General features: G+C 68.2%; 18 protein-coding genes. 14 read left to right on the top strand and 4 right to left on the bottom strand.

Translation table 11 applies throughout. The features are described 5' to 3' along the window. Nucleotides 1-14: 14 nt before the first annotated feature. From QRN67_RS11045 to QRN67_RS11035, 3 genes are read right to left on the bottom strand one after another with little or no spacing between them, the layout of a single operon-like run. Nucleotides 15-1172: an efflux RND transporter periplasmic adaptor subunit gene (locus QRN67_RS11045; protein ID WP_285411789.1), complete on the bottom strand. Its 1158-nt coding sequence runs from the start codon at nucleotides 1170-1172 to the stop codon at nucleotides 15-17. Beyond that, the gene (locus tag QRN67_RS11040) at nucleotides 1169-2701 is read right to left on the bottom strand and encodes an efflux transporter outer membrane subunit (protein WP_285411788.1); all 1533 of its coding nucleotides are present in this window, start codon (nucleotides 2699-2701) and stop codon (nucleotides 1169-1171) included. Before QRN67_RS11040 ends, QRN67_RS11045 begins: the two co-directional genes overlap by 4 nt. Next, a complete protein-coding gene (locus QRN67_RS11035) occupies nucleotides 2698-3393 on the bottom strand; it encodes a TetR/AcrR family transcriptional regulator (protein ID WP_106937475.1) in 696 nt (231 codons plus the stop codon). Before QRN67_RS11035 ends, QRN67_RS11040 begins: the two co-directional genes overlap by 4 nt. A gap of 144 nt (nucleotides 3394-3537) precedes the next feature. Here QRN67_RS11035 and QRN67_RS11030 point away from each other — a divergent pair, with 144 nt between their 5' ends. The 13 genes from QRN67_RS11030 to QRN67_RS10970 all read left to right on the top strand — a co-directional run bounded on the left by QRN67_RS11030 (nucleotide 3538) and on the right by QRN67_RS10970 (nucleotide 15981). Further along, nucleotides 3538-5061: a sigma-54 interaction domain-containing protein gene (locus QRN67_RS11030; RefSeq protein ID WP_285411787.1), complete on the top strand. Its 1524-nt coding sequence runs from the start codon at nucleotides 3538-3540 to the stop codon at nucleotides 5059-5061. Between the two features lie 52 nt (nucleotides 5062-5113). Further along, on the top strand, nucleotides 5114-6280 hold the full coding sequence (locus QRN67_RS11025; protein ID WP_285411786.1) for a DUF4272 domain-containing protein: 1167 nt from the start codon (nucleotides 5114-5116) through the stop codon (nucleotides 6278-6280). 47 nt (nucleotides 6281-6327) lie between these two features. After that, nucleotides 6328-6666: a hypothetical protein gene (locus QRN67_RS11020; protein WP_081270901.1), complete on the top strand. Its 339-nt coding sequence runs from the start codon at nucleotides 6328-6330 to the stop codon at nucleotides 6664-6666. After that, complete coding sequence (locus QRN67_RS11015; protein ID WP_285411785.1) at nucleotides 6663-6938, top strand: hypothetical protein; 276 nt, start codon at nucleotides 6663-6665, stop codon at nucleotides 6936-6938. The genes QRN67_RS11020 and QRN67_RS11015 overlap by 4 nt, the downstream gene beginning before the upstream one ends. Nucleotides 6939-7083: 145 nt before the next feature. Beyond that, nucleotides 7084-8271, top strand: coding sequence for a substrate-binding domain-containing protein (locus QRN67_RS11010; protein ID WP_285411784.1), 1188 nt, complete (start codon nucleotides 7084-7086; stop codon nucleotides 8269-8271). Between the two features lie 193 nt (nucleotides 8272-8464). Further along, nucleotides 8465-9925 (top strand): extracellular catalytic domain type 2 short-chain-length polyhydroxyalkanoate depolymerase, encoded by a 1461-nt coding sequence (locus tag QRN67_RS11005; RefSeq protein WP_285411783.1) that lies wholly within the window; start codon nucleotides 8465-8467, stop codon nucleotides 9923-9925. A gap of 44 nt (nucleotides 9926-9969) precedes the next feature. Continuing rightward, nucleotides 9970-10737, top strand: coding sequence for an ABC transporter ATP-binding protein (locus QRN67_RS11000; RefSeq protein WP_081270897.1), 768 nt, complete (start codon nucleotides 9970-9972; stop codon nucleotides 10735-10737). 145 nt (nucleotides 10738-10882) lie between these two features. Next, nucleotides 10883-11611: an ABC transporter ATP-binding protein gene (locus tag QRN67_RS10995; protein ID WP_285411782.1), complete on the top strand. Its 729-nt coding sequence runs from the start codon at nucleotides 10883-10885 to the stop codon at nucleotides 11609-11611. A 148-nt stretch (nucleotides 11612-11759) separates the two neighbouring features. Further along, the gene (locus QRN67_RS10990; RefSeq protein WP_285411781.1) at nucleotides 11760-12743 is read left to right on the top strand and encodes a branched-chain amino acid ABC transporter permease; all 984 of its coding nucleotides are present in this window, start codon (nucleotides 11760-11762) and stop codon (nucleotides 12741-12743) included. Between the two features lie 16 nt (nucleotides 12744-12759). After that, nucleotides 12760-13827 (top strand): branched-chain amino acid ABC transporter permease, encoded by a 1068-nt coding sequence (locus tag QRN67_RS10985; RefSeq protein ID WP_081270894.1) that lies wholly within the window; start codon nucleotides 12760-12762, stop codon nucleotides 13825-13827. Then, on the top strand, nucleotides 13824-14717 hold the full coding sequence (locus QRN67_RS10980; protein ID WP_285411780.1) for an alpha/beta fold hydrolase: 894 nt from the start codon (nucleotides 13824-13826) through the stop codon (nucleotides 14715-14717). The genes QRN67_RS10985 and QRN67_RS10980 overlap by 4 nt, the downstream gene beginning before the upstream one ends. 56 nt (nucleotides 14718-14773) lie before the next feature. Continuing rightward, a complete protein-coding gene (locus tag QRN67_RS10975; RefSeq protein WP_106937473.1) occupies nucleotides 14774-15280 on the top strand; it encodes a DUF1993 domain-containing protein in 507 nt (168 codons plus the stop codon). A 137-nt stretch (nucleotides 15281-15417) separates the two neighbouring features. Next, the gene (locus QRN67_RS10970; protein WP_081270933.1) at nucleotides 15418-15981 is read left to right on the top strand and encodes a thioredoxin family protein; all 564 of its coding nucleotides are present in this window, start codon (nucleotides 15418-15420) and stop codon (nucleotides 15979-15981) included. A gap of 7 nt (nucleotides 15982-15988) precedes the next feature. On the opposite strand, the gene hemH is transcribed toward QRN67_RS10970, so the two are convergent. Continuing rightward, complete coding sequence (gene hemH, locus QRN67_RS10965; protein WP_081270892.1) at nucleotides 15989-17020, bottom strand: ferrochelatase; 1032 nt, start codon at nucleotides 17018-17020, stop codon at nucleotides 15989-15991. Between the two features lie 15 nt (nucleotides 17021-17035). Between hemH and QRN67_RS10960 the strand changes: the two genes are divergently transcribed. Further along, a complete protein-coding gene (locus tag QRN67_RS10960) occupies nucleotides 17036-17767 on the top strand; it encodes an HAD family hydrolase (RefSeq protein WP_285411779.1) in 732 nt (243 codons plus the stop codon). Nucleotide 17768: the final 1 nt, after the last annotated feature.

Below are 17768 nucleotides of genomic sequence, written 5' to 3'. Positions count from 1 at the left end.
TCCTTTGTTTCTGCTTACTTGGCTGCGGCGGGGGCGGTTGCGGCAGGGGCGGCTGGCGCGGGCGCCTCGACCACGCGCACCAGGTCGCCGTCGTTCAGGAAGCCGGCGCCTTGCACCACCACCTTCGCGCCTTCGGGCAAAGCGCTGGTGATTTCGATGCGGTCGTTCAGGCGGCGGCCGATCTGCACCTTCAGCTGTGCCACGTGGTTGTCGGGCTTGAGAAGGAAGACGTTGTTGAAACCGTCGCGCGGCACGATGGCGCTCTGCGGCACCGTGGGCGCCGAGCTGCGGCCGAGTTCGAAGTCGCCGCGCGCGAACATGCCGGCCTTGATGCCGGTGTTCTGCTGCACATTGGGCAGGTCGACGTAAACCAGCGCCGCGCGCGTCTGCGGATCGACCGTGGGCGCGATGCTGCGCACCTTGCCTCGCACCTGCGCTCCGCTGGCGCTGACCACGAAGGCGGTGGTGCCCACCGAAATGCGGCTCAGCTCGGCCGAGGTGACTTCGGCGCGCCATTCGAGCCGGCCCTGGCGGATCAGCTTGAACAGCTCGGTGCCGGCCGCCACCACGCTGCCGACCGTGGCGGTGCGCGACGAGATCACGCCGTCGTCGGGCGCCAGCACCTGCGTGTTGCGCCCGCGCACTTCCTGCGCGGCCAGCACGGCTTCGGCCGCTTCGACGCGCGCCTTGGCCGTCTGCTCGGTGGTCTGGTATTGGTTGATCTGCTGCTGGCTCAGCGCGCCGGTGGCCTGCAGCGTGCGGGCGCGGGCTGCGTTGCCGGCGGCGTCGGCGGCGGTGGCGCGGGCTTCGGCCAGCGAGGCGCGCGACTGCGCGATGTCGGCGCGCACCGTCTCGGGCGAGAACACGGCCAGCACCTGGCCCTTCTTGACCACGTCGCCCACGTTCACCCGCACCTCGGCGAGCTTGAGCCCGTTCGACTCGGAGCCGACCACGGCCTCCTGCCAGGCCGCCACGTTGCCGTTGGCCGGAAGCGTGAGCGTGAGTTCGGTGGCCTCGGGCGCGGCGACGGTGACGGTCAGCGCGGGCTTGGGCGCGGGGCCGGCGGCGGCGGCCTTGTCGGCCGGCTTGCGCGTCATGAACACGGCCGCCGCGATGACGACGGCCAGCACGATCAGCACGGTGACGAGGGTGGAACGCTTCATTGTTTTCATGGCGACGTCGCGACCTTGGCGGCCGGGGTGGTGTTCATTGAGGATGTTTCGGACGACTCGGAAGGCTGGCCGGGCCGGCTCCAGCCGCCGCCCATCGAGCGGTACAGCGCGACCCAGGCCTCGGTGCGCTCGCGCTGCAGCGACACGCGCGCGGTCTGCGCCGCGAACAGCGTGCGGCGCGAGTCTTCCAGTTCGAACAGGCTGGCCAGGCCGCTGCTGTAGCGCGCCTGGGTGGCGTCGAAGGAGGCCTGGTAGTTCTTCACCGCGGTGTCGGCGTCGGTCGCGCGGCCGTTGGTGGCGTCGAGGTTGACCAGCGCTTCCTCCACCTCGCGCACGGCCTGCCGCACGTTGGCGCGGTAGATCGACACCGCCTCGGCGTAGCGCGCCTTGGCCGCGTCGGCATTGGCCTTGCGCGAGCCGCCGTCCAGCAGCGGCACGCTCAGCGACACGGGGCCCACGGTCCAGTTCTCGAGCGACTGCTGCAGGCCGCCGACGCGGTACTGCGTGCGGCCGATGGAGCCCGAGATGCTGAGCTTGGGATAGCGCTCGGCCTCGGCCGAGCCGACGTCGGCGCTGGCCGATGCCACGCCGAGTTCCGCCGAATAAACATCGGGCCGCTGCGAAATGGCTTGCGCCGGCACGCTGGCGATGCTGCCCACCTCGGGCAGCGCGCGCTGCGCGGGGGCGGCCGCGAGCTTCTGCTCGAGCGTGCCCTCGTCGATGCCGCTGAGCGCGACCAGCGCCTTGCGCTGCACCGCGCACTGGGCGCGCTGCTGGATCAGGCGGCCGGAGGCGTCGGCCGCGCTGGCGCGGGCCAGTGCGGCGTCGGCGGGCGCGGTAAAGCCGGCGCGCATCGACAGGTCGGTCAGGCGCGCGGTCTCGGCGCGCGAGCGGGTGTCGGACTCGGCCACGCGCAGTTGCTGCTGGCAGGCGCGCTCGGCGAAGTAGGCGTTGGCGGTTTCGGCCGCCACCGACACCCGGGCGTCGTGCCACTTGGCGTCGGCGCTGCCCAGCTTGGCCTGGGCGGCGTCGCGGTCGGCGCGCAGGCGGCCGAACAGGTCGACCTCCCACTTCGACTGCAGGCCGGCCTGCAGCGTGGTGATGGGTGTGGTGGCCCCGAGGCTGCTGCTGCCACTGCCAGCGCTGGAGGCCGATCCGCCCGAAGGCGCGCCGGACGCGAAGCCCGAGGTGCCCCGGCTCGCCGATGCCGTGCCGTCCAGGCTCGGCAGCAGCGCAGCGCCAGTCTGCACCCGCGTGAAGCGGGCCTCCGCCACGCGCGCCGCGGCGCTCGCGACGTTGGGGCTGGCTGCCTCGGCGGCGGCGATCAGCTCGACCAGCAGCGGATCGTCGAGCTGGCGCCACCAGTCGGCCAGCGACGCGAGCGAGCCGCCGTGGGGCAGGGGAGCGCGCCATTGCGCGGGCGTTGGCGCCTCGACCTGCGCCGGCGGGCGGGTCAGCGCGCAGCCCGACAGGCCGAGGCCGAGGCCCAGCGGCAGGCACAGGGAGGCGATCAGTCGGAGTTTTCTCATTGGGTTGGCTTTCTGTCGGCGCGGCGGCGTGCCGCCTCGGCCGCGACCAGCGCCATTGCGTAGCCGGTCAGGCGGTCGGCCCAGGTGTCGATGCCGCGCGGCGTGCGCAGCAGCGACGGACGGATGGCCTCGATGAAGTCCTGGCTCACGTAGAGCTGCATCGACAGCCCGGTGATCGCGAAGGTGAGGCGGTGGATGTCGTCGTCGGGCCGCGCCACGCCCAGGTGGCGGCAAAGCAGCTCGGCGATGGCGCGGTGCGGGCCCTTGATGTCGTGCTCGAGCTCCTTGGCCCAGCGGCTGGTGCGCTCGAGCATCTCGCGCATGTGCAGCTGGATGCATTGGCGCACGATCTCGCCCTGCTTGAGCGGATCGATCATCGACACCATGCAGATGCGCAGCGTTTCCTCCAGAGGGCGCCCCGGCACCTTGCAGGCCGCCACGAGGTCGCTGGAGTCGCCGCCCATCGGCTCGTTGAAGGTGGCCGCGTAGAGGCCTTCCTTGTCGCCGAAGTAGTAGCTGATGGCCGAGATGTTGGCGCCTGCCTCCTTGGCGATCTCGCGCGTGGAGGTCTTGGCGAAGCCCTTCTGCGCGAACAGCCGCAGCGCCGTGTGAAGCAGCCGATGGCGTGCCTCCGCGCCGTCGCTGCGCGGTGCGCGGCGCGCGGCCTGGGTGGTGGTGGCTTTCGCGTTCATGCCAGGCATTACACCACGCAAAAAATCAAACGATTGATTAACTTAAGGTTTCATGAAGAGCCTGGGTTGCACACGAACACGAGTACCTGCTGAAGGGAAGCGGCGCCCGATCTGCTGCCGATCGAGGCACGCTACGATGCCGCCATGCCAGTTTCTCCTTCTCCGCCGCCCGCCCTGCCGCTCGATGCGCAGGGAATTCTCGCGCTGGCCGCGCGCTCGATGTTTCATTTGTTTTCAAGCATCAGCCAGGGCATGTTCCTGGTCGACCGCGGCGGGCGCATCGTGTGGGTGAACGAGGGCTACCGGCGCTTCCTGCCGGCGCTGGGTTTCTCGTCCATCGACCAGTTCATGGGCCACATGGTGGAAGACGTGATCCCGAACACGCAGATGCGCCGCGTGCTTGAAACAGGCGAGCCGATACTGATCGACCTGCTCACCAACAAGGCAGGCACCTTCGTCGTCAGCCGCATTCCGCTGCGCGAGGAACGCGAGGGCGCGGACGGCGGCATGGGCGAGGTGATCGGCGCCATCGGCATCGTGCTGTTCGACCAGCCGGAGACCACGCTGCAGCCGCTCATCAGCAAGTTCGCGCTGCTGCAGCGCGACCTCGACGACGCGCGGCGCGAACTGGCCAGCCAGCGCAACAACCCGCTCTACCACCATGCGGACGGCCAGCGGCGCTCCAAGTACACCTTTGCCAGCTTCATCGGCAGCAGCCCGGCGGCGGTGGAGGTCAAGCGCCACGCGCGCCGCGCCGCGCAGTCGGCCAGCCCGGTGCTGCTGCTGGGCGAAACCGGCACCGGCAAGGAGCTGCTGGCGCATGCCATCCATGCGTCGTCCGCGCGTGCCAAGGGGCAGTTCGTCAGCGTCAACATCGCGGCCGTGCCCGACACCCTGCTCGAAGCCGAGTTCTTCGGCTTCGCGCCCGGCGCCTTCACCGGCGCCGACCGCAAGGGCCGCGAGGGCAAGTTCAAGCTGGCCGACGGCGGCAGCCTCTTCCTCGACGAAATAGGCGACATGCCGCTGGGCCTGCAGGCCAAGCTGCTGCGCGCGCTGCAGGAAGGCGAGATCGAGCCGCTGGGTTCCAACAAGCTCGTGCCCTTCGACGCCCGCGTGATCGCCGCCACCTCGCGCGACCTGCCGGAGCTGGTGCGCCGCGGCCAGTTCCGCGAAGACCTGTACTACCGCCTCAACGTGCTGCCGCTGCGCGTGCCGCCGCTGCGAGAGCGGCGCGCCGACATTCCCGCGCTGGTCGAGGCGCTGGGCGAGGACATGGCGCTGCGCAGCGGCGAGGCGCCGCCCGAACTCACGCCCGACGCGCTCGCGCTGCTGGCCGGCCAGCACTGGCGCGGCAACATCCGCGAGCTGCGCAACGTGCTGGAGCAGGTGACGATGCGCAGCGACTCGCAGCGCATCGACGCCGTGCAGCTCGAACGCATCCTGCGCGAGGCGGGGCTGGAGCAGATCGAGCTGCCGGCCACCCTGCAGAGCGCGCACGACGGCGATGAAGAAGCGTCACTGCTGCGGCCGCTGGCGCAGCAGGTGGCCGAGCTGGAGCGCAAGGCGATTGCGGCCGCGCTGGCATCCACCGGCGGCAACAAGCTGGCAACGGCGCGGCTGCTCGGGATTTCGCGCGCCACGCTGTACGAGCGCATGACGAACCAGTAAGTAGCGGCCGCCGACGGTGGCCGGATTTCGATCGACAAGGGAGAGGATTTCCATGAAGGGTCTGTTGACACGACTGAAGGCGCTGGCCGGCTCGGGCGCTGCACCGGCTGCACCGGCTGCACCGGCTGCACCGGCCGCACCGGCCGCACCGGCCACATCCGCGGCATCGCCTGCAGCAGAGCAGGGCGAAGGCGTGCTGGTCAATGCCTACTGCACGCGCGCCGAAGTGCCCGCGCTCGGCTTTCCGCACACGCTGCATGCCCGCCGCGATCTTTCCGATCCGGAACTCGCGGCCCATCTTTCGGGCTTCGTGGGCTATGTGCTGAGCAGGGGCAACGGCGAGATGTCGCGCAACCGCTATCACGCGATGCGGCACATCCAGCGGGTACGCCAGCACCTGAGTCTCTCCATCGACGAATCGCAGCTCGACGCGTTTTCCGAGTGGGCGGAGCGTGCGAACGCCATCGTGTTCCTGACCGATGGCGGCATCCGCGACCCCAACGGGCGGGTGTTGCTGTCGGCAGCGGGCGAGGAGCCCGACCGGGAAGCCGCGGTTCCCTATCCCGCCGAGGCGTGGCAGCGCAAGGCGCGCACCGAGGCGCTGCTCGCGTCGCGCGGCATGCCGGTGCCGCAGCACCTGCCGCCTCTTGTTTCGGAGCCCGAGTTGCGCCCGCGCACGCCGCAGGAGCTGGCGGGCAGGGCGTTCGCGCTGCTGGCCGTATCGGCCCGTGCCGAGTCGGTCGCGAGCGGCGAGCCGCTGCCTGTGGCCGACCTGTTCGCGCGGCTGCCGTCCGCGCAGGCGAACCTGTCGCCCGACGAGCAGGCCTTCATTGCAGATGAGGCTCCCGGCCAGTCGGCGGTGGCGCAGTTCGGCTGGCGCTTCGAGTGCCTCTTCGTGCTCGAATGGGCCTTGGGCCTGGTCGATGCGCTGCCGTTTCCCGGGGCCATCTGCGACGTGCCGCTGGCCACGCGCCTGATGCTGGATGCCGGCGACGTCGACGGCGTGATGCGGTCTGCCAAGGTGCGCACGGACAGCGAACTGCTCGATGCGCTGGATCTGCACTACCGGCTGCACTGGCTCGTGCGCCAGGCGCGCCTGAAGGAAGAGGCGGCTCCTGCGGGCGTCGACGCCGGTGTCGTGCTGGAGCGGCATCGCGCGCTGAACTGGCTGGTGCGCTTCGAAGACCACGACTGGGACGATGTCGACACGCCCACATGACGCCCGACAATTGCGCTTCCTCCTGCCATCCTCTTGTTCCTGCATTCATGAAGACATCGATTCGCTCCCTCGTGCTCGTTGCGGCATGCGCCGCCGCCAGCTTTGCCAGCGCGGCGCCCGCGCCCCAGTGCGCGAGCGAAGCCGTGTCCCGCGCCAGGAAACTGCTGACCTTCCACTTCGGCGAGGACGACCGCATCCAGATCGACCCCGCCGTGAAGGAAGTGGCGCCCATCCGCAATCCCGCCAACAAAAAGCAGCAGTTCAAGGTGCTGGAGGTGTGGGGCTCGATCTACAAGGGCAACTACCGCATGCGGCTCATCTACTACGTGTCGGGCAAGGACTGCAACTTGATGGGGCAGGAAATCCTGGAGTACGCAAGCCTGTGAGCGTCCAGGCCCTGCGTTCCACCTTCGGCCCCAATTGCCATTGGTGCGGCCTCGCGATGGACTTCAGCGAGCCCTTCGGCCGGCCTGAGTCCGCCACCATCGAACACCTTGTCGACTCGACCTTCGGCGGCATGCGTTCGCCAAAGCACCGGCGGCTCGCGCATGCGGCCTGCAACCATGCGCGCAACGAGTTCCGCATGCAGGCGCAGCGCCAGTTCAGTCAGTGGATCGCCGAGCGCCAGGCCTCCGCGAAAACCCTGAACGAAAAATAGACAGTTGGCTGGAAATAAGACACATGCAATGTTCTGAATTCAGTCGAACGACGCTGCTCCCGAATGAAGAAGCGTTAGTTATCAATGGCTTAGGCAGGTGGCACGAACTGTGCAATATTCAGTCACCTTTTCCAGGAGACAAAGAATGAACCGTCGCCACCTCGTCGCCCTTGCCGCGCTTGCCACCTGCGCAGCTGCCGCTCCCGCCTGGGCCCAGTCCAACGAAATCCGCATCGCCCACATCTACAGCAAGACGGGCGCGCTGGAAGCCTACGGCAAGCAGACGCAGACCGGCCTGATGATGGGCCTGAACTACGCCACCGAAGGCACGATGATGGTCAACGGCAAGAAGATCGTCGTCATCGAGAAGGACGACCAGGGCAAGCCCGACCTCGGCAAGTCGCTGCTGGCGGCCGCCTACTCGGACGACAAGGCCGCGCTGGCCATCGGCCCGACCGCCTCGGGCGTGGCGCTGGCCATGCTGCCGGTGGCGGAGGAATACAAGAAGATCCTGCTGGTCGAGCCCGCCGTGGCCGACTCGATCACCGGCGACAAGTGGAACAAGTACATCTTCCGCACCGGCCGCAATTCGAGCCAGGACGCGATCTCCAATGCCGTGGCGGTCGACAAGCCCGGCGTGACCGTGGCCACTCTGGCGCAGGACAACGCGTTCGGCCGCGACGGCGTGAAGGCCTTCGGCTCCGCGCTCAAGAAGGCCAAGCTGGTCCATGAAGAGTACCTGCCGCCCGCCACCACCGACTTCACCGCCGGCGCGCAGCGCCTGATCGACAAGCTGAAGGACCAGCCGGGCCGCAAGATCATCTGGATCGTCTGGGCCGGCGCGGGCAACCCGTTCAAGATCGTCGACCTCGACCTGAAGCGCTACGGCATCGAGATCGCCACCGGCGGCAACATCCTGCCGGCCATGGCCGCCTACAAGGCGCTGCCGGGCATGGAAGGCGCGGCGTACTACTACTTCGGCATCCCGAAGAACCCGGTGAACGACGCGATGGTGTCGGCCCACTACAAGGAATTCAAGACGCCGCCGGACTTCTTCACGGCCGGCGGCTTCTCGGCCGCGATGGCGGTGGTGACGGCGCTCAAGAAGACGGGCGGCGACACCAACACCAACAAGCTCATCAGCACCATGGAAGGCATGAGCTTCGACACGCCCAAGGGCAAGATGACTTTCCGCAAGGAAGACCATCAGGCGATGCAGTCGATGTACCACTTCAAGATCAAGGTCGACCCGGCGTTCGCCTGGGGCGTGCCGGAGCTGGTGCACGAGATCAAGCCGGAAGAGATGGACATTCCCATCAAGAACAAGCGCTGACCACGGCGCCGATCGTTACCTGAACCCCGCGGCGCAAGAAAGGCGCCGCTCCCTTTTCGCCCCGGATGGCCGCCGGGCGAAGCGGCAGCCTGCGCCCGTTTTTTTCTGACGGAGCGAGTGCCCGCGCGATCCACGGCCGATTCGATTCTTGAGCAAGCAAGCGTTCGACAAACCACAACAGAAGGAGACAGCGATGCCAGCGATGCGATTGAACTGGAAGGGACTTGCCGCCGCTGCGGCGATGGCGGTGGCGGCGCAAGCCGCGACGGCGGCGGTGCCGCTGCCGTCGCTCGGCGCCAACCCGGCGGAGGTGAGCGTGTCCGGCCTGTCGGCCGGCGGTTTCGCGGCGGTGCAGTTGCACGTGGCCTATTCGGCCACCTTCAAGCGCGGCGCCGGCGTGGTGGCCGGCGGGCCGTTCTATTGCGCCGAGGGTTCGGTGCTCAACGCCACCGGCCGGTGCATGACGCACGGCAGCAGCATCCCGGTGTCGTCGCTCGTGAGCACCACCAACAGCTGGGCCGCCAGCGGCGCGATCGACCCGGTGTCCAACCTGAGCGCCTCCAAGGTGTACATGTTCTCGGGCACCTCCGACAACACCGTCAAGCAGGCGGTGATGGACGACCTGAAGACCTACTACCAGAGCTTCGTGCCGGCGGCCAACATCGTCTACAAGAACAACATCGGCGCCGGCCACGCGATGGTCACCGACGACTACGGCGGCGCCTGCAGCACCACCGCGGCGCCGTACATCAACAACTGCGGCTTCGACCTGGCGGGCGAGATCCTCACGCAGATCTACGGCCCGCTGAATCCGCGCAACAACGGCACGCTTGGTGGCACCTTCACCGAGTTCAACCAGTCGGAATTCGTCACTGGCCACGGCATGGCCGCGACCGGCTGGATCTACGTGCCGCAGGCCTGCACCACCGCCTCGTGCCGCGTGCACCTGGTGCTGCACGGCTGCAAGCAGAACTACTCGGACGTGAGCGACCAGTACGTGCGCAAGACCGGCTACAACCGCTGGGCCGACACCAACAACATCGTGCTGATCTATCCGCAGACCAGCACCGCGGCCACCAACAGCTGCTGGGACTGGTGGGGCTACGACAGCGCCAACTATGCGAAGAAGTCGGGCCCGCAGATGGCGGCGTTCAAGGCCATGATCGACCGCGTGACCAGCGCCGGCGGCGGCGGCAGCGGCCTGCCCGCGCCCACCGGCGTGGGTACCTCGGGCGCGACCAGCAGCAGCATGGTGATCGGCTGGAACGCCGTGAGCGGAGCCAGCGGCTACAACGTGTACCGCGGCGGCAGCAAGGTCAACGCCTCGCCGGTCACCGCCACCAGCTACACCGACAGCGGCCTGGCCGCGTCGACCAGCTACAGCTGGACCGTGGCCGCGCTGAACGCGAGCAACGCCGAAGGCGCCATGTCGACGGCGGCCACCGGCGCCACCACGGCGGGCAGCGGCGGCGGCGGCACCGGCACCTGCTACACCGCGAGCAACTACACCCATACCATCGCCGGACGCGCCTATGCCCTGTACGGGCTGACCTATGCCTACGGCTCGAACCAGTCCATGGGGCTGTGGAACATCTACGCGACCACCACGCTGAAGCAGACCGGCCCCAACTACTACGTGATCGGCAGCTGCTGAGGCCGCCGTGCAATCTTTCGACTCCTGATTCGCAATGACCAAAGATGCTTGAGACCCGAGATCTGACCATCCGCTTCGGCGGGCACGTGGCCGTCAACAGCGTGAGCTGCGCTTTCGCGCCGGGCACGCTGACGGCCATCGTGGGCCCCAACGGCGCGGGCAAGACCACCTACTTCAACCTGATCTCGGGCCAGCTCAAGGCGAGCGCCGGCACGGTGTCGCTCGACGGCCAGCCGCTGTCGGGCCTGTCGCCGTCCGCGCGCACGCACGCGGGGCTGGGGCGGGCCTTCCAGCTCACCAACCTGTTCCCGAACCTCACCGTGCTGGAGAACGTGCGCCTGGCGGTGCAGGCCACGCGCGAGGGCGCGCACCGGCGGGGGCTCAATCTTTGGAGCATCTGGAGCGACCACAAGGCGCTGACGGAGCGCGCCGACCAGATCCTGGCCGACGTGGCGCTGAAGTCGCGCGAACACGCGACGGTGGCCAGCCTGCCGCACGGCGACCAGCGCAAGCTGGAAGTGGCATTGCTGATGGCGCTGGAGCCCAAGGTCTTCATGTTCGACGAGCCCACGGCCGGCATGAACGCGGCCGAGGCGCCCGTCATCCTCGACCTGATCCGCAAGCTCAAGCAGGACAAGACGAAGACCATCCTGCTGGTCGAACACAAGATGGACGTGGTGCGCGAGCTGGCCGACCGCATCATCGTGCTGCACAACGGCACGCTGGTGGCCGACGGCGAACCGGCCGAGGTGATCGCCTCGCCGGTGGTGCAGGAGGCCTACCTGGGCGTGGCGAAGGAGGTGGCTGCATGACGCGCGTGCCGATGAATTCGAATTTCTCCCTCCCCTTCCGGGGGAGGGCCGGGGTGGGGGCTCGCGGCCTCCACACCACCGCAGCCTTGCAGGCGCCGCTTGCCCCCATCCCGACCTTCCCCCGGAAGGGGAAGGAGCAAGACCGATGACAACTCAGAACCTGTTGAGTCTCGAGGGCGTGCACACGCACATCGGGGCGTATCACATCCTGCACGGCGTGGACCTGGCCGTGCCGCGTGGTCAGCTCACGATGCTGCTGGGCCGCAACGGCGCGGGCAAGACGACCACGCTGCGAACCATCATGGGCCTGTGGCATGCGTCGCAGGGCAGGGTGCGCTTCGGCGACAAGGAAATCACCGCCCAGCACACGCCGCAGATCGCCGGCCTGGGCATTGCCTACGTGCCCGAGAACATGGGCATCTTCTCCGACCTCACGGTGAAGGAGAACATGCTGCTGGCCGCGCGTGGCGCCAAGAACGCGCAGCAGATCGACGACACGCGCCTGAAGTGGATCTTCAAGCTCTTCCCCGCGGTCGAGAAATTCTGGAACCACCCGGCGGGCAAGCTGTCGGGCGGGCAGAAGCAGATGCTGGCCGTGTCGCGCGCCATCGTGGAGCCGCGCGAACTGCTCATCATCGACGAGCCCAGCAAGGGCCTGGCGCCCGTGATGATCAACAACATGATCGATGCCTTCGCCGAGCTCAAGCGCAGCGGCGTGACCATCCTGCTGGTGGAGCAGAACATCAACTTCGCGCAGCGGCTGGGCGACACCGTCGCGGTGATGGACAACGGCCGCGTGGTGCACGCAGGCTCCATGGCGGCGTTCTCCGCGGACGCGCAGTTGCAGCAATCTCTCCTGGGTCTGGCGCTATGAAGTATTCGACGTTTTTCTCCCTCCCCCGCTGGGGGAGGGTCGGGGTGGGGGCTCGCGGCCTTCGATTCAGCGTGGCCTTGCAAGCGCCGCTTGCCTCCATCCCCGCCTTCCCCCAGAGGGGGAAGGAGCAAGAGAGGGGGGCGCTGCTATGAAAGCACTCGACTTCGACTGGAAGCCGCTGCTGCTGGCGCCGGTGCTCGCGCTCGCCGCGCTGCCGCTGACCGGCTCCTTCTCCACCTGGCTCACGCTCACCGTGGCGGGCCTGGCCATGGGCATGATCATCTTCATCATCGCCTCCGGCCTCACGCTCGTGTTCGGCCTGATGGACGTGCTGAACTTCGGCCACGGCGTGTTCATCGCGCTGGGCGCCTTCGTGGCGAGCAGCGTGCTCGGGCTGATGGGCGACTGGACCGGTTCGGGCGAGCTGTGGCGCAACCTCGTGGCGGTGTTCCCTGCCATGCTGGTCGCGATGCTCGTGGCCGGCGCGGTGGGGCTGGCCTTCGAGCGCTTCATCGTGCGGCCGGTGTACGGCCAGCATCTGAAGCAGATCCTCATCACGATGGGTGGCATGATCATCGGCGAAGAGCTCATCAAGGTGATCTGGGGCCCGGCGCAGGTTCCGCTGCCGCTGCCCGAGGCCCTGCGCGGCTCGCTGCTGGTGGGCGATGCGGCCATCAGCAAGTACCGCCTGCTCGCGGTGGCCGTGGGCGTGGTGGTGTTCGGCGTGCTCGCTTGGACGCTGGGCCGCACCAAGATCGGCCTGCTCATCCGCGCCGGCGTGCAGGACCGCGAGATGGTCGAGTCGCTGGGCTACCGCATCGGGCGCCTGTTCGTCGGGGTGTTCGTGGTGGGCAGCGCGCTGGCCGGGCTGGGCGGCGTGATGTGGGGGCTGTTCCAGCAGAACCTGGTGCCGCAGATGGGCGCGCAGGTCAACGTGCTGATCTTCATCGTCATCATCATCGGCGGGCTGGGCTCGACGGGCGGTGCGCTCATAGGCGCGCTGCTGGTGGGGCTGATGACCAACTACATCGGCTTCCTGCTGCCCACGCTCACGCAGTTCGCGAGCATCTTCCTGATGGTCGCCGTGCTGCTGTGGCGTCCGCAGGGCGTGTACCCCGTGGCGAACCGCTGAGAAGGAGAAAGCCGCCGTGTTCCTGAAACGACTTCTCTCCAACGACATGCCGCGCAGCCGCCTTCTGGCGCTGCTGCTGGTGGTGCTGTTCCTCGCGCTGGCGTTCGCGCCTTTCATCTTCCCGGGCGTCAAGGCGCTCAGCGTCGCGGCCAAGATCCTGGTGTTCGTGGTGCTGGTGGCCAGCTTCGATCTGCTGCTGGGCTACACCGGCATCGTGAGCTTCGCGCACACGATGTTCTTCGGCATCGGTGCCTACGGCATCGCCATCTCGGCCTCGCGGCTCGGGCCCAACTGGGGCGCGGTGCTGGTGGGGCTGGGCGCGTCGCTGGCGGTCTCGCTGGTGCTGTCGTTCGCCATCGGGCTGTTCTCGCTGCGGGTGCGCGCGATCTTCTTCGCGATGATCACGCTGGCCGTGGCCTCGGCGTTCCAGACGCTGGCCTCGCAGCTGTCGGACTTCACCGGCGGCGAAGACGGCCTGACCTTCAAGCTGCCGGAGCTGATCTCGCCGAGCTTCGAGTTCTCAGATGAGCCTTTCCTCGGCGTGTCGCTCGACGGCCGGCTGCTGTGCTACTACCTGCTTTTCGTGGCGGCGGTGGTGCTGGTGCTGGCGCTGCTGCGCATCGTGAATTCGCCTTTCGGCCGCGTGCTGCAGGCGATCCGCGAGAACGAGTTCCGCGCCGAGGCCATCGGCTACCGCGTGGTGGTGTACCGCACCACGGCCGCCGTGCTGTCGGCGCTCTTCGCCACGCTGGCCGGCGCGATGCTGGCGATCTGGCTGCGCTACAACGGGCCCGACACCTCGCTGAGCTTCGAGATCATGATCGACGTGCTGCTCATCGTGGTGATCGGCGGCATGGGCACCATCTACGGCGCGGCCATCGGCGCGGTGCTGTTCGTCATTGCGCAGAGCTACCTGCAGGACCTGCTGCGCATTGGCAACGAAGCCGCGAGCGGCCTGCCGTGGCTGGCCGCGCTGCTGTCGCCCGACCGCTGGCTGCTGTGGCTCGGCGTGCTTTTCGTGCTGTCCGTCTATTACTTTCCCACCGGCATCGTCGGCAAACTGCGAGCAAGGGCTGCGCGATGAGCGACAACAACAACAATCAGATTCCACTCTCGCGCTATGCGCAGCTCGCGGGCCGCGAGATCCATTGGCTCGAATGGGGCGCCGAAGACGCACCCGTGGTCATCGCCTGGCACGGCCTGGCGCGCACCGGCCGCGACATGGACGAGCTGGCGCAGCACTTCGCATCGCGCGGCTTCCGCGTGATCTGCCCCGACACCATCGGCCGCGGCCTGAGCCAGTGGAGCCCGCTGCCGGACGAGGAATACAAGCTGTCGTTCTACGCACGCATCGCCAACGCGCTGTGCGACGAACTGCGGCTGGGGCGTGTGCACTGGGTCGGCACCTCGATGGGCGGTGCCATCGGCACGGTCTGCGCGTCGGGGCTTTTCGAGCCGCGCATGAAGGCGCGCATCGCAAGCCTGGTGCTCAACGACAACGCGCCCGAACTGGCCCAGCCCGCCATCGAGCGCATCCGCGCCTACGCGGGCCAGCCGCCCGCGTTCGACACCGTGGCCGAGCTGGAGGCGTTCTTTCGCACCGTCTACAAGCCTTACGGCTGGCTCAGCGATGCGCAATGGCGCCGGCTGACCGAAAGCTCCACGCGCCGGCTGTCCGACGGCCGCGTCACGCCGCACTACGACCCGGCCATGGTCCGGCAGTTCAGCGCGCACGACAACGACTACCTGATCTGGCCGCACTACGACGCCATCGAAGTGCCTGTGCTGTGCCTGCGCGGCGTGGAGTCCGACCTGGTGCTGCCCGAAGTGGTCGAGCAGATGCGCCAGCGCGGTCCCGGCGCGGCCGGCCGGCTGCAGGTGATCGAAGTGCCTGCCTGCGGTCACGCGCCGGCGCTCAACGTGCCGGAACAACTGGAGCCGATCGAAGGGTTTATCCGCGCGGCCGGTCGTTGAAGCCCCGGCGGCAGGACAATCGCCGCCGCTTCAACCACAACAAGGCCTCGACCATCATGGCGCTCTCTCTGTACGACCTGTCGGTGCCCGTCTTCGCACGCGGACTCGGCCAACTCACCCATCTGCTCGACAAGGGCCTGGCGCACGCCAAGGCCAACGGCATCGACCCGGCCACGCTGGTCGAGGCGCGCCTGGCGCCCGACATGCTCACCCTGGCCGGCCAGATCCAGCGCGCCAGCGATGCCTCGAAGCTGGGCACGGCCCGCATCGCCGGCATCACCGCGCCGAGCTTTCCCGACGAGGAAAAGACCTGGGATGACCTGCTCGCCCGCATTGCGAAGACGCAGGACTTCCTCGCAAGCGTGGACCGCGCGCTGATCGACGGCCAGGAAGAGCGTCCCGTGACCATCAAGGCGCGCGAAGGCGAGGCGCATTTCACCGCGCAGCGCTACCTGCTGCAGTTCGCGCTGCCCAATTTCTTCTTCCATGTGACCACGGCCTACGACGTGCTGCGCCACAAGGGCATCCCGATCGGCAAGATGGACTACCTCGGGAAGTTCTGAGTCGGTCCCGGCCTTCACGCCGCCGGGACAAAGTTCAAATTGCCGTGACACATGCGCACGCCCGGGGTGCGCCGCAAACAATCGCGCCTGACCGCTGTCGGTCTGACACAAGGAACGGGGTTGCGATCATGAAGAACATGCTGTCCAGGAGAGCTTTCTCGGGGCTCGCCGCGGGGGCGTCGGCCCTGGCTGCGGCGGCCGGTGGCGGGTGGCCGGTACGCAGTGCCCTGGCCGCGTCGCCGGGCCTGCGCGACTACGGCAAGGCCCCCGAGTTCGCGGGCATCGACAAGTGGCTCAACTCGGAGCCACTCACGCTGAAGGGGCTCGCCGGGCAGGTGGTGCTGGTCGACTTCTGGACCTACTCGTGCATCAACTGCATCCGCACGCTGCCGCACGTGGTGAGCTGGTACGAGAAGTACAAGGACCAGGGCTTCGTGGTGGTGGGCGTGCACTCGCCCGAATTCGCCTACGAGAAGCTCACGCGCAACGTGGAAGATGCGATCCGGCGCTTCAACATCCGCTATCCGGTGGCGCAGGACAACGCATTTGCTACCTGGAAGGCCTACGACAACCAGTACTGGCCGGCCTTCTACCTGGTCGACAGCAAGGGCCAGGTGATGCGGCAGCACTTCGGCGAGGGCGAGTACGCCGAGATGGAAGCCGCGATCCAGGCGCTGCTGGCGCGCAAATCGGCGGGCTGAAGTCGCTTCAGCGCGCGGTCGACTGCGTTGGCCAGCCCGCCAGGTTGCGCTCGGCAATGCCCGCGAGCGCGGTGATCCATGCCGGGCTGTCGTTCAGGCACGGGATATAGCTGAATGTCTTGCCGCCCGCGTGCATGAAGGCCTCGCGGCCTTCCATGGCGATTTCCTCGAGGGTCTCGAGGCAGTCGGCCGGGAAGCCGGGGCACACCACGTCGACGCGCTGGATGCCGGAAGCGCCGAGTTCGCGCAGCGTGGGCTCGGTGTAGGGCTCGAGCCACTTGGCTCGGCCGAAGCGCGACTGGAAGGTGACGCGGTGCTGCGCTGCCGAAAGGCCCAGCCGCTCTGCGAGCAGGCGTGCGGTTTCCAGGCACTGAGACTGGTACGGATCGCCGAGCGCGATGTTGCGCGCGGGAATGCCGTGGAAGCTCATCAGCAGCACCTCGCCGCGGCCTTCGGTCTTCCAGTGTTTCTCGATGCCTTGGGCCAGCGCCTCGATGTAGGCCGGGTCGTCGTGGAAGTCATTCACGAAGCGGAACTCCGGCAGGCGGCGCTGCTTGCGGCTCCAGTCGTTCACCGCGTCGATCACGCTGGCGGTGGTGGTGGCCGAGTATTGCGGGTAGGCCTGCAGCACCAGCACGCGGGTGACGCCTTCGGCCTGCAGCGCGTCGAGGCGCGAGGCGATCGACGGGTTGGCATAGCGCATCGCGTCGCGCACCGTCACGCGGTGGCCGCGCTCACCGAGCCAGCCCGCCAGCAGCGTGGCCTGCTTCTGGGTGAACACCTTGAGCGGCGAGCCCTCGGGCATCCAGATGCTCGCGTACTTGGCGGCCGACTTGGCCGGGCGCACGCGCAGGATGATGCCGTGCAGGATGAGCGCCCAGATCGCCCTGGGAATCTCGACCACGCGCGGGTCGCCCAGGAAGTCTGCGAGGTAGGGGCGCACGGCGGCGGCGGTCGGTGCATCGGGCGAACCCAGGTTGCACCAGAGCACGGCGGTGCGCGGGGTGCCCGGCGGGGCGTTCTCGGGATGTGGAGGCATGCGATATTCTCGGTCATGACCTCCGCTTCGACGGCGCCAGCAGGCGCCGAACCCCTCGACCTCCAACGTATTTCCGCGATCTCGCTCGACCTCGACGACACGCTGTGGCCGATCTGGCCGACCATCGAGCGCGCTGAGGGCGTGCTCCAGGAATGGCTGCTGCGCGAGGCGCCCAAGACGGCCTCGCTGCTGCTGACGCCCGGCATTCTTCGCGAACTGCGCGAAGCCACCGCCAAGGAACGCTCCGACCTCGCGCACGACCTGAGCGCGCTGCGCCGGGAGTCGATCCGCACCGCGCTCAAGCGCGCGGGCGAAGACCCGGCGCTGGCCGATCCGGCCTTCGAGGCGTTCTTCGAAGAGCGCCAGCGCGTGACGCTGTATGAAGACGCGCTGCCCGCACTCAAGTGGCTCAGCGAACGCTATCCGCTGGTGGCCATCTCGAACGGCAACGCCGACATTCACAAGACCGGCGTCGGCCGATGGTTCCGCACCGCCTTCAATGCGCGGGCCTTCGGCAGCGGCAAGCCGCATGCGCCCATCTTCCGCGCCGCCGCGGCATCGGTCGGCTTCCTGCCCAAGGACGTGCTGCACGTGGGCGATGACGCCGAACTCGACGTGGTCGGCGCGCTCAATGTCGGCATGCAGGCCGCCTGGCTCGTGCGCGACGAGCGGCCCTGGGTGCACGACGCCCGGCCCCAGCTGATCGTGCCGAACCTGCACGCGCTGTGCGTGGCGCTCGGCGCCTGAG

The sequence above is a fragment of the Variovorax sp. efr-133-TYG-130 genome (assembly GCF_030208835.1).
GTDB lineage: Bacteria > Pseudomonadota > Gammaproteobacteria > Burkholderiales > Burkholderiaceae_C > Variovorax.
This window is presented reverse-complemented; position numbering and strand designations above follow the sequence as displayed.